8 protein-coding genes and 1 pseudogene are annotated in these 11,905 nt (G+C 64.7%); 2 read left to right on the top strand and 7 right to left on the bottom strand.

All coding sequences use genetic code 11. The features are described 5' to 3' along the window. Both BHQ40_RS26345 and BHQ40_RS22105 read left to right on the top strand, forming a co-directional pair. Positions 1-231, top strand: a pseudogene (locus BHQ40_RS26345) (efflux RND transporter periplasmic adaptor subunit); the annotation flags it as partial. A 3-nt stretch (positions 232-234) separates the two neighbouring features. Continuing rightward, positions 235-3,414: an efflux RND transporter permease subunit gene (locus BHQ40_RS22105; RefSeq protein WP_030090574.1), complete on the top strand. Its 3,180-nt coding sequence runs from the start codon at positions 235-237 to the stop codon at positions 3,412-3,414. Between the two features lie 469 nt (positions 3,415-3,883). On the opposite strand, the gene BHQ40_RS22095 is transcribed toward BHQ40_RS22105, so the two are convergent. The 7 genes from BHQ40_RS22095 to BHQ40_RS22065 form a co-directional block, all read right to left on the bottom strand. Continuing rightward, positions 3,884-4,528 (bottom strand): DUF8835 domain-containing pootine, encoded by a 645-nt coding sequence (locus BHQ40_RS22095; RefSeq protein ID WP_070157955.1) that lies wholly within the window; start codon positions 4,526-4,528, stop codon positions 3,884-3,886. Continuing rightward, on the bottom strand, positions 4,521-4,931 hold the full coding sequence (locus BHQ40_RS22090; RefSeq protein WP_070157952.1) for a hypothetical protein: 411 nt from the start codon (positions 4,929-4,931) through the stop codon (positions 4,521-4,523). The genes BHQ40_RS22095 and BHQ40_RS22090 overlap by 8 nt, the downstream gene beginning before the upstream one ends. 55 nt (positions 4,932-4,986) lie before the next feature. Continuing rightward, positions 4,987-5,616, bottom strand: coding sequence for a hypothetical protein (locus tag BHQ40_RS22085; RefSeq protein ID WP_070157951.1), 630 nt, complete (start codon positions 5,614-5,616; stop codon positions 4,987-4,989). Between the two features lie 72 nt (positions 5,617-5,688). Beyond that, positions 5,689-6,654 carry a phosphoadenosine phosphosulfate reductase domain-containing protein gene (locus BHQ40_RS22080; protein WP_070157950.1) on the bottom strand — a complete coding sequence of 322 codons (966 nt, stop codon included), beginning with the start codon at positions 6,652-6,654 and terminating at the stop codon, positions 5,689-5,691. A 2-nt stretch (positions 6,655-6,656) separates the two neighbouring features. Then, a complete protein-coding gene (locus BHQ40_RS22075; protein ID WP_070157949.1) occupies positions 6,657-7,580 on the bottom strand; it encodes an ArdC family protein in 924 nt (307 codons plus the stop codon). 111 nt (positions 7,581-7,691) lie between these two features. Then, positions 7,692-9,737 (bottom strand): ParB/RepB/Spo0J family partition protein, encoded by a 2,046-nt coding sequence (locus BHQ40_RS22070; RefSeq protein ID WP_070157948.1) that lies wholly within the window; start codon positions 9,735-9,737, stop codon positions 7,692-7,694. A gap of 225 nt (positions 9,738-9,962) precedes the next feature. Beyond that, positions 9,963-11,905: strawberry notch C-terminal domain-containing protein (locus BHQ40_RS22065; protein ID WP_253183442.1), on the bottom strand; the 1,943-nt coding region annotated here is incomplete at its 5' end.

The following is an 11,905-nucleotide window of genomic DNA, read 5'->3' as shown; positions in this document are numbered from 1 at the left end:
GACCCCACGATCCGCGTACCGCTGACCGCGATCCAGACGGTGAACGGCAAGTCGGTCGTGTTCGTGCGGACGCAGGACGGGTTCAGGGCGACCGCAGTGGCGCTCGGTGCCCAGGCCGGCGACACGATCGTGGTGGCCTCCGGGCTCACGGGCCGCGAACAGGTCGCTGCTGCCAACAGTTTCACGCTCAAGTCCGAACTTGGCAAAGGCGCAGGCGGGGACGACGACTGAGCCATGATCGATCGCATCGTCACCGTCGCGGTCGAGCGCCGCTGGCTCGTCCTGGTGCTGACGGTCATTGCGGCCCTCATCGGCGCGATGTCGCTTCGGCACCTCCCGATCGACGCCGTCCCCGATGTTACCAACAATCAGGTGCAGATCAATGTTCGCGCACCCAATCTCTCGCCCGAGCTGATCGAGAAGCAGGTCACCTTTCCGATCGAGACTGCGCTGGCCGGCATCAAAGGACTGGAAAGCACGCGCTCGCTGAGCCGCAATGGGTTCGCGCAGGTCACGGCCGTCTTCTCCGACGCGACCGACATCTATTTCGCGCGCCAGCAGGTCGGCGAGCGGCTCGTCGACGCCAAGGACTCGCTTCCCGAGGGCATCACCCCCGAGATGGGGGCGATTGCGACGGGCCTGGGCGACATCTACATGTGGACGCTCCACTATCAGGAGCGCGGCCACGACCGGCACAAGCCCGGCGAGCCCGGCATCCAGCCCGACGGCAGCTACATCACGCCCGAGGGCGATCGGCTGGTGAGCGAGGCCGACAAGGCGACCTATCTGCACAGCGTGCAGGAATGGATCGTCGCCCCGCAGGTCAAGTCGGTTGCCGGCGTCGCCGGCGTGGATTCACTGGGCGGTTACGACAAGGAATTCCTCGTCGTGCCCGACGTCCAGAAGCTCGCCGCCTTAAAGCTGTCGCTGAGCGACCTGGCCGCGGCGCTCGAGGCGAACAACAGCGCGATCGGCGGGGGCGTGGTCGATCGCAACGGCGAGGGTCTCGCGGTCCGGTCGGACGCGCGCATCCGCAGCATCGCCCAGCTTCGCAATACGGTGATCGCGACGCGCGAAGGCACGCCGATCCTGCTCGGGCAGGTGGCGGACGTGCGGCTCGGCCAGGGAATCCGGCTTGGCTCGGCATCGGAAGATGGCCGCGAGGTTGTGACCGGGACCGCGGTGATGCGGATCGGCGAGAACAGCCGCACCGTCTCGACCGGGGTCGGCGCACGGCTCCAGCGGATCGGCCCGTCGCTGCCGCCCGACATCTTGATCGAGCCGGTGCTGGACCGCACCGTGCTGGTCAATTCGACGATATCGACCGTCGCCCGCAACCTCGGCGAAGGCGCCGTGCTGGTCATCATCGTACTGTTCGTGCTGCTCGGCAATTTCCGCGCGGCGTTGATCGCAGCCGCCGTCATCCCGATCACGATGCTGTTGACCGGGTTCGGGATGCTGCAGGTCGGCGTGTCGGCGAACCTGATGAGCCTTGGCGCGCTCGATTTCGGCCTCATCGTCGATGGCGCGGTCATCATCGTTGAAAACGCACTGCGACGTATCGCGGAGCGACAGCATCATCATGGACGCGCATTGGAATTGGGCGAGCGCATGACGGTGGTCGCCCATGCCGCGCGCGAGATGGTGCGCCCTTCGGTCTATGGGCAGGCGATCATCATCCTCGTCTACGTGCCGCTGCTCACCCTCTCGGGCGTCGAGGGCAAGACATTCGAGCCGATGGCGCTCACCGTCATCATGGCGCTGGTCTTCGCCTTCATCCTCTCGCTTACCTTCGTGCCGGCGACGATCGCGATCTGGCTGAGCAGGCCGGTCGAGGAGAAGGAGAACCGGATCGTCGGCTGGCTGCGCCGACGCTACGAGCCGGGGCTCGACCGGGCCATGCGTCGGCCGTCGCTCACCGTCGGGATCGCGCTGGGTGCTCTGGCGCTCGCGGTTGGTGGCTATGCGGCGCTCGGCCAGGAATTCCTGCCGCAACTCGATGAGGGCAATGTGCTGGTGTCGGCTTACCGGGTGCCTGGCACATCGGTCGAGCAGAGCCAGAAGATGCAGTTCCAGATCGAGAAGGCACTCTCCGGAATGCCGGAGATCAAGGTCGTATTCTCGCGCACCGGCACCGCAGAGCTGGCCTCGGACCCAATGCCGCCCAACGCGACCGACACATTCATCATGCTCAAGCCGCGCGATCAGTGGCCCGACCCCGGTGAGGCCAAGGCCGAGGTCGTCGAGCGCATCGAGAAGCGGTTGGCCCGCGTGCCCGGCCATTCCTACGAGATCACCCAACCGATCCAGATGCGCTTCAATGAGCTGATCGCCGGCGTCCGCAGCGATATTGCGGTCAAGGTCTTCGGCGACGACTTCGGGCAGATGAACGATACAGCCGACAGGGTCGCCGCGATCCTGCGCAAGACTGCCGGAGCGCAGGACGTCAAGGTCGAGCAGACCGAGGGCCTGCCCATGCTCGACATCGCGTTCAACCGCGATGCGGCGGCGGCATTGGGTGTCACCGCGAAGAATGTCCAGGATGTGGTCGCCGCGGCGGTCGGCGGCCGCGAAGCCGGCGTGATCTTCGAGGGCGATCGGCATTTCCCGATCGTCATCCGCCTGTCCGATGCCGATCGCGCCAATTTCGAGACTCTGGGACAGGTTCCGGTGCCGACGCCGTCGGGCGCGTCGGTGCCGCTCGCCAGTGTTGCCGACATCCGCATCGACGACGGCCCCAACCAGATCAGCCGTGAAAATGGCAAGCGGCGGGTGGTCGTGCAGGCCAATGTGCGCGGTCGTGACGTAGCGAGCGTCGTGGCGGAGGCGCAGGCGGCGATCGCGAACGATGTGCGGCTTCCCGCCGGCATCTATCTCGAATGGGGCGGCCAGTTTGAGAATCTGGCTTCGGCGCGAGCCCGGCTGATGCTGGTCGTGCCGGCCTGCTTCACCCTCATCCTGCTGCTGCTCTATGGCGCGCTCGGCACCGTCCGCGAAGCCGCGATCGTGTTCACCGGCGTCCCGCTGGCGCTGATCGGTGGTGTCCTCGCGCTCGTCGTCCGCGGCATGCCGTTTTCTATCTCTGCCGCAGTCGGGTTCATCGCGCTTTCCGGCATCGCGGTCCTCAACGGCCTCGTCATGGTTGCATCGATCCAGGACCTCATGCGCGTTGGTCGGCACCGCGAGGATGCCGCTCGGGAGGGCGCGCTGGCGCGCCTGCGACCCGTCGTCATGACCGCGCTGGTCGCCTCGTTGGGGTTCTTACCAATGGCGCTGGGAGACGGCGCTGGCGCGGAAGTCCAGAAGCCGCTCGCGACCGTGGTGATCGGCGGGCTGATCTCAGCAACGCTGCTCACACTGTTCGTTCTGCCGACGCTATATATTCGGTTCGGACGAAAAGAGATCGAAGCTTGACGATAGTTTTCAATGCATTCGCCCGGCGACATTTTCCACAGCGTCGTCGTTCCGCCGCGATAGCGGTCAGGCCGACCACCGCCAGCTCTTTGGGTTAGCGCGGCGGTCGGCCTGACCCTATCTCCGTCCGGTGCTAAGCGGACAGGATGGGGAACAGGACCTAACGAGCAGGAACCCCCACCAAAGACGACCGAAGGGAGCGTCGCATTGGAGAGCATATTTTCGGCAATGGTGGCATAGGGCGGCCAGTGCTTGAAATTGCGCGGCTGATACCGAACGATCTCGGAAGGAATGCCGCGTTCTTCCATCCAGGCGCGGAAGAGCGGGATGAAGGCATAGGTCTGGTTCTTCTCGGAACCGGGATCAGCGAACAGCACCATGTCGACGGGCTCCCCCCGTTCTGCCAGTTCGATGATCATCGCTGTGGAATCGACGCCGGCGCCCCACGCCGCGATGACAGGGGGCCGCGTCATGAGAACCGCGCGCCGTCATCGGTGAAGCTGTAGTCATTGGCGATGATCGCCGCGTCGACTTGCTCGTCAGCCGTCTGATACTCATATTCGGCTTCGAGCTGGCGATAGAGCCACCGTGCGAGGTCGCGCAGCGCCTCCACCACCACCTCTTCGGCACCGCCTGCCATCGCGGTTTCGACAGGACCGGACCGCTCGACGTCGATCGTCATGCTATATTCGTGGTGATAGCGGCCGCGATAGGCGATGCCAGCCCCGAGCTGGTAGAAGTTCAGCCGCTGGATCGCCGCCAACGTATCCGCAATCCGATGAAGTTCGCCATCGCTCGGCGCATGGGCGCGGATCGCCTTTGTCGAAGACTTGGCGTAGCAGTAGCGCCCTTCAAAGCACGCTCCGTCACCCTGGCTCGAGAAGCCTGAGAACCAGATGCGGGGCACCTGTCGGGTTCCACCGCCATAAAGGCGAACGGGATGGCGGCTCAGTTCGACACCGATGAGCTCGCAAATGCGGGTAAAATCGTCGAACACAAACTCATGCCAGTCATCGCAGGGTGCGTCCTGCCGATACCAGCGGCGCGCTGCATCCTTCGCGCTCGCCGACAGCTCGTGGAGCCGATAGACGGTGGTGGTGATCTGCTCAGGCATCGCCATCGCCTCCTGCCAGGACGCCGGCCAGCCAATCCGACGTCGACGTCCAGCTGAGGGAGCTGCGGTCGGACAGATCGACCACATGCGCGCCCCCGCCGAAGCCATCGAGCAACGGACGCGAAGCTGTCAGGGCATATTCGAAGCCCCACCGCCCTTCCAGGAAGAGCGTCTCAGCGCAAAGCAGCACAAAGCTGATGAGCAGCTCTACGTCGCCCCGACCGTCATCGTGGATCCAGAGCTCGGCGCTGTCATCGGACTGCGGTTCGAGCCGGAAGCCATCGGGAAAGGTGAGGCCATCCTCATTCGGCAGCGTATTGGCGTATAAGGCAAGCGCCTGCTCGAGATTGGCGCGGTTGCCCACATCCAACGTGCAGGAGAAATGCGTGTAATAGTCAGCCATGACAGCCTCGTTGATTTGCGCGCCGGATGAACCGGCGCATGGTTGGAGCCGGTGGTCAGGCCGCGACCGGCAAAGGCGCGCGAGCGTGGCGCAGCGCCAAGAGGCGGTGGGCGAAGGCGCCGGGATCGAGGAGAAGCGCCGCCTTGCCGTGACAGGGATGGCCGGCAATCACGCCGCGCGCGCAACGGAACCAGATCACCTCGCTATCGGGAAGAAAGCCGCGCGGGACGACGCGGACAGTGAAGTCAGCATGGCGCAGCTCGGTCATGCCATCCTCATGATCGCCACCGGCGATGACGACGATCTTGAACTCCGCTGCTGCGAGACCGAGCGCGGCGGCAACGCGCGTAAGCGCCTGCCGCGCCTGCGCGTGAAAGGTCCGCTTGGCGATCGGGTCCCCGCTGACACGGTGGCCGGCAATGGCAAGCAGAGCCGGATGCGCGAGGATCGCTGCGCGATCGGCCGCGCAGCGTGCGGCGAGAGCGGCGACATCCGGTGCGGCGCGCGCAGCGCTGCCGGCCAGCGCACGGATGAGAAGCAGGATTGCTGCGTCCCGTTCGATTGCCTTACCGGCGCGGCGACAGTCGTCGATCGCGCTCAGCAAGCCATGAAGCGCAGCGCCTATAGTTGCGTCCGCGTCGGGAGTGAGCGCCTGATTATGGCGATAGAGCGTATCGTAGAACATCGGTCAGTCTCCAGCTTGGCGCATTGATGCGCACCCCGCCGAAGGCCCCCTCTCCTCTCGCTACAGCCCCGATCAGGTCGGACCAGCCAGTTCTCCGAACGCGCCTGCCGGCAACGTCCAAGGGTCGAGCATAATCGGCAGCCGCCAGACGGGATCGTCTGCCTGCGCCCGATCGTCCTCATGGGTGAGTGCAGCCGGATAGGGGCACCCCCGGTTGGCCAGATCTGTCACGCTCAGCGCGCGGTGGATCGTCCTGCCGCTCGCCGCTTCGCGGCGGGCGATGACCTCGAACGCTTCTGGGAAGATCAAGCGCAGCGTCGCCCACTGATCGGCCGTCCCGAAAATGCAGCATCGACATGAGAGACGGCGCCAGCCAAGCCGATAGGCAGGATGGGGCCTGATCCGCGCCGACGCGATGATGTCCCACACCTGTTGCTCGCTCCAACGGAGCACTGGCCGCCAATGATCGACATGGCGCCGGCTGCTCCAGGTCCGATGGGACTCGAGCGCCGCATAGCGGGCACGACCGGGGCTCTCCTCCGCGCGTTCCCCGGTGAGAACGAGGGTCTTGCCCTCGAAGAAGCGGTCTTGATTGCGGATCGCCGCCGCAAGCACATCGATCTTGAGCGCCGGGCTGCACCAGCGCACCCGAAGATCGGCCGACACCTGCGGGAACAGGCCGCGAGTGCCCAATGGCCCGACCCCGCCTGCAACGCGCGAACCCTCGGGAGTGTCGAACATGATCGGCGCGGTCGACGCATTTTCCCGGTCGAGTTCCCGCACGAAACCGCCGACCCGGCAGGAACGATATAGGACGATCCCCAGATGGCGGGCGAGAGCATCGACGTAGGCCGGGGTGCAGGGCCAATCCATGAAGCTCGGCCCCTGACCGTCCACCTCATGGTGATGCAATTCGATCCGCTCTGGAGGAACGCCGCGTGTCAACAAGACGAGGAGGCTGGCGAGGCTGTCCTTGCCGCCGCTGAAGGCCACGACGAAAAAACGGCGGTAGGCGGCGAGGTCGGGGAGGCCGTCCATGATCACGCCGCTTCACGAACGGTCTCGTCACGATCATGGGCATCGGCAAGGCCGGTAGCACGCAGCAGATAGCCCGCCGCAGCTTCCGCCTTGGCGGCAGCGGTCATGACCGCCCGACTGTCGCGTTTGAGCACCCGCAACCATGAGGCGATGTAGCTGGCATGGTCATCAAGGTGCGCGGTCGGTAGTCCAAGATCAGCCCCGAGCAGCGCAGCGGTCATCTCGGCGCACAGTTCCTCGAACGCATAAGCGTCGTCGCCGAATTTCTTGCCGAACTCGCGATTGAGTCGGTCGGGATGGCCCGTCCAGTGTCCAGCCTCATGTGCGAGCGTCGATGCCCAATAGGCCTTCGTCGTGAACAGCTCGATCGGCGGCATGGTGATGCTGTCGGCGACCCGGTCGTAAAAGGCGCGGTCACCGCAAACCTGCACGGACGCGGGAAGTGCGCGCACGAACCGATCTGCCCGGTCGGGCAGCACGTCACCCGGTGCGACAAGTGCGACACGGCTCGGATAAAAGTCTGCGGGCAGCCCCTCGATCTGATCGACGTTGAAGACCGCATAGCTGCGCAGCATCGCCCGGACCTCGTCGGTCACGGCTCCCGTCACTGGCGAGGCGACCTCCTTTGTGTAGGTCTTGTAGAAGATCGCGAACTGGGATTTTTCGCCCTGGCGGACCTGGCCACCCAGCGCCTGAGCCTGCTTGTAGGTCATCCAGGTGCGCGCGCTATATCCAGCACTCTCCGCCACCAGCCAGAGCCAGAAGCAGTTGATTCCACGATACGGTTCGCCGGTCACGCGTAGCGGTCGGCCGCCGAGCCCGGGGCGCCAGGGTTTCACCCACGGTCGGACGCCAGCTTCGAGCCGGTCCATGATGGTGCTGGTGATGATGTCGGCAGGCGATGGCTTGTCGGTGGTCTTGGCCACGATCAATCTCCGATTTGAAAAGAGGCGGACCCGAGGGGTGACGGATCATGAAAAAAAGGGCGGCACTCCGAAGAGCACCGCCCCAAGTCGCCTCGAACTGTGGACTGAGCGTCAGGCCGCTTCGCTCAGATCATCGTCCTCCGTGATGTCGCCGACCGGCTCACCGTCCTCGCCGTCCAGCGCGTCTTCGACATCCTCTTCATCCTCCGTCTCAAGGAAGGCGGAGCGGGCGGGATAGCTTTCCGGCTTTTCGATCGCATCGAAGCGCATGGCCTCGGGCAGCCAGGCGGTTGCCTTTTCGCGAATCTCGGCCTCGACGATACCCTGACCATTGCAGAGCGCCGCGCAGGTGGTGGCGAGGTCGCCCTTCTTGGCGTCCTTGTAGCGACCGCGCAGGATCGGGCCGCCGATGTCCTCCAGCGCGTCCAGCATCACATCCTTCTTCACCCGGCCGAAGAAGTTTGCGGCAGTCGGACGCCACCACTGCTCGACTTGGATGTCGAGGATCCGGCCGAGGTGATCGTGGAACCCGTTGAGCCGAGCACCATCACCGGCATTCAGCGTCGGCTCGAGCGTCTGAGCGATGACGAAGGCGACCCAGCCACCACGAGCCTCGTCGTCAAGCGCGCGGAAGGCATCGAAGCGCGCCGACATCGTGTCGTGCCCCGCCCAGCTGGTATCGAGCGCTTGGCGTTGATCGGCGATGGTCTGCGACGCAAGAGAGCCCTCATCGCGGAAAGCGAAGATCGGAAATTGGGAGGGCGATGCCTTCAGCGTCGAGTGACTGCGGACATAGTTGTTCGCGAAGACGACATCCTGCGCCATCAGGAAGATAGTCAGGTCGAGCGCGAGAGCCGGATCGCTTGCAAGGTGGGCGACAAGGATCTGACGCCGCTGGGTTGCGAGCTCGTCGACCAGGGTCGCGCTGAACTTGCCCCCCCGCTCGACCACGTCGCCTGCCCCGCCAATCGGGCTGATGACGACAGGTGCGTTCGGATCGACCACCGGCTTCTCACTGAACATCCGGGTGTGGACGCGGACAGCGCCGTCGCCGCCGATATAGACGAACGTGCCGAGCTGGGCGCGAACCTCGGGCTCGACGACCTTGCGAGCGGCATCAAGATCCTCGAGTTCACGTTCGATTTCTTCGAGCCGGGCATTTGCCGCGTCAGCCTCCTCGGTGCCGTCTGCCAGCTCCGTTTCGAGCTGATCGACCAGCGTGTCATTTTCCATCTCGAGGGCCTCGACCCGGACTTGTTCGGCCTCCGTCAGCGGGCGGGCAGTGGCATGATATTCGTGAAGCTGCCGTTCGGTATCATAGGGCACATGCGTCGCCGCCACCGGCGTGACAAATGCGAGACCCTGGGACTCGGCCAGTTCTGCGGCAGCCGCTTCGAGTTTCTGTGCCGCCAGATCCTCCAGGAGCTCGACATCGATCCAGTTCTCGTCACCCTCGGAGGCAAACAGGTCCCCCTCGATGCGGCCACTGGCGGCGAGATAGGCATCCCGGCCGACAAAGCGCGCCTTGGCGTCGTTCGCCTTGACGGTGCCGTTCAGGATCGCACGCCGGATATTGTCGGGCTGATTGCCGTAATAGGCAGACTTCATCTGTTCGAAGACCCGCGCCTGGCGGTCGGTATCGCCGGTGACCGCATAGGCCTGCGCGACGCCCAGACTGATTTCACCGGCAGCGAGCGCCTGGAAGATACAGGGTGCCAGTTCCGCAAGGCGAACGCGCTGCTCGACAAAGCGGGTGGTCACGCCGAACCGCTTGGCGACGTCTTCGGCCGACGCGCCCTTGTCGATGAAGTGATTGAATGCGGTCGCTTCGTCCGCAGGGTTCATTGGCAGGCGACCGAAATTTTCCGCGAGGCTCGCCTCGGTGCTGTCGGCATCGTCAGCCAGGACCAAGGCCGGCACTTCATGATCAGCAGGCAGGACACCCGTCGCGATCAGATGCTGGAGCGCGCGCAGGCGACGCCCACCGGCCTTGACCGTGAAATGGCCGTTCTTCTTCAGGGGGGTGACCACGAGGTTCTGCAGCAGCCCGTGCGCCGCGATGGTGGCAGCGAAGGACTCGATATCGAGGTCGCGATTGCTCTTGCGAACATTGTCCTTGGAAAGGGACAGGTTCTTCACTTTGACGGATTGGATCATCTTATTTCTCCGTAGGAGAGACGAGCGCCAGCGTGCCGCGCTCGGGACCTGCTCATCAGGCCCACCAAGGCGAAGCCCCCTCCCCTCTCACACGAAGGGTAATCAGGACGGTCGAAGGCGCGCGGCCCCGCGCCGTTCACTGCGCGATGGGACCAATGCGGCGACGATCACGGCCTTGCATCGCCGGTTGTCGCGGCGCGGCACTCGTGATCGTCGCCGAGAAGATCAGGCAGCGATGCGCGCCAGGATAACGGCCGCGCGGGTGGGCGGCAGGAACAGTCGGGTGCGATAGGCGATGATCTCGGAGAAGCAGCCCAGCGCCTTGAGTTCAGCGAGGCGGCTTGGAGGCCAATCGATCAGCTCGAGGCGCTGCTCGCCCGCCACGAGACTGCGCTTGAGATGATATGCACCGACCGGCTCCACGCCGCCGCAATCGAGAACGTGCCCGACGATATCGGTCGGTGCGATCTCGATCCCGCCCGCCACGCCGAACGCGCTGCTGATCTTGGAAACCATCGGCGCGGGGATGAGACGGCCAAGCAGTGACTGCCCATCTTCAGTCTTCAGGCGCCAGACCTGGACATGATCGTCGGGAAGCTTTCCCCAGACAGGGAGCAGGAGGCCGGTGACGAGGTAGATCGTTTCGGTTCGCGTGCGGTGTCTCAGCTCCTCGACCTCCTGATCCCAAAGCCTCGCAAACTCTTCGGCATCGGCATCCTCCCACAGCGTCTCGAGAAACAGGTCCTGACGGTGACGCTCGGTTCGTGCCGGGCGGACCAACTCCCAGCGCTTGACCAGCTGGCCGTCCTCGTCGGTGAGCGAATGGGTCGCGCTGCAGATGGCGGCCTTGCCCGAGCGACGGTTCACCACGCACCGGCTCTCGCCATCTTGCAGCAGCCATTCGACACGATCGCGGCTGACTGGACGGTAGCGCTGCTCGGTTTCCAGTCGCAGGATTTCCGTGACGGCGCCGCTCACCGGGTCTTCCCTGATACAGGTCCGGTCGAGGATGGTGATCCGCTCGGCATCGATAGTCTCTACGCCGACATCGAGCGTGCCGGCTTCCCGCGCCGCTTCGATCCGGGCCTCGATCAAGCCCAGATACTCGTCGAAGATCGCATTCTGCAGGCTGATCCTGAGCGCAAGGATACGGTTTAGCCAGCGCTGTATGGGAGGAAGGTCCTCGACCATGCCACCACCCTCCCCTTCCAGATTAAGGCCGGTCAGCGTCTGAAATTCTGTGAAGCTGGTCGAAGCGAGCTTGCCGGCGAAGAGCAGCCGAAACCAGGTGACGAGCGAGTCCTTGGCGAAATCCGATTCCAGATTGTCGCGGGGATTGAACAGACCCTGCCCGCCGGTCTGGCGCTGCCCGCGAGTGAGTGCGCCCAGGCTGTCGAGCCGTCGCGCGATCGTCGAAATGAAGCGGCGTTCGCCCCGGCAATCGGTCGATACCGGGCGAAACAGCGGTGCAGAGGCCTGATGGGTGCGGTGGGTACGTCCCAGCCCTTGGATCGCAGCGTCGGCCCGCCAGCCCGCCTCGAGCAGATAGTGAATGCGGCGGCTCTGATTCTCGGCCGCGAGGCTGGCGTGATAGCTGCGGCCAGTGCCGCCGGCATCCGAGAAGATCAGGATGCGCTTGGCACCGCGCATGAAAGCATCGGTCTCGGCAAGATTGCTGCGTGGTGACCGGCTTTCGAGACGCTGCCCGCCACGCGCATCTGCCACGATCCGGCGCGATCGTCCGGTGACCTCGGCAACCTGATCGACGCCGAAATGGCCGATGATATGGTCCAGCGCGGACCCGACGACCGGGAGAGCGCACAGTTCTTCCAGCAGCTGTTCGCGCATCCGCAGCGCCTCCTGGCTGTGAACAGGTCGCCCCTCTTCGTCGGTCATCGGCTCGGACCGGACATTGCCGGAATCGTCGGTGAAGGTGCGCATCTGTCGCGTCGGGAACGCCGCGCTCAGATAGTCCATGAGGAATTCGCGCGGCGACAATTCGATATCGAGATTGGCCCTCGCTTCGGCATCAAGGGCGGCAAGCGTCCGGTCGAGCATCGCCTCGGCCGTCGAGACGAGCTGGATCACCACACAATCGCCGCGCGCAAGATCGGCATGAATGGCGGGGATCAACGATGGCAGCTTCAGAGAAATCAGAAGCTGGGCAA

Source organism: Sphingobium phenoxybenzoativorans (assembly GCF_001757355.1).
Taxonomy (GTDB): domain Bacteria; phylum Pseudomonadota; class Alphaproteobacteria; order Sphingomonadales; family Sphingomonadaceae; genus Sphingobium; species Sphingobium phenoxybenzoativorans.
The sequence above is the reverse complement of the archived record's forward strand: the minus strand, read 5'-3'. Positions and strand labels throughout refer to the sequence as shown.

Excerpts from the sequence above, each read along its gene's own strand:
- BHQ40_RS22090 (WP_070157952.1), bottom strand. The coding sequence starts at position 4,931 with ATGGCTGACTATTACACGCATTTCTCCTGCACGTTGGATGTGGGCAAC.
- BHQ40_RS22105 (WP_030090574.1), top strand. The coding sequence starts at position 235 with ATGATCGATCGCATCGTCACCGTCGCGGTCGAGCGCCGCTGGCTCGTC.
- BHQ40_RS22080 (WP_070157950.1), bottom strand. The coding sequence starts at position 6,654 with ATGGACGGCCTCCCCGACCTCGCCGCCTACCGCCGTTTTTTCGTCGTG.
- BHQ40_RS22085 (WP_070157951.1), bottom strand. The coding sequence starts at position 5,616 with ATGTTCTACGATACGCTCTATCGCCATAATCAGGCGCTCACTCCCGAC.
- BHQ40_RS22095 (WP_070157955.1), bottom strand. The coding sequence starts at position 4,528 with ATGCCTGAGCAGATCACCACCACCGTCTATCGGCTCCACGAGCTGTCG.
- BHQ40_RS22070 (WP_070157948.1), bottom strand. The coding sequence starts at position 9,737 with ATGATCCAATCCGTCAAAGTGAAGAACCTGTCCCTTTCCAAGGACAAT.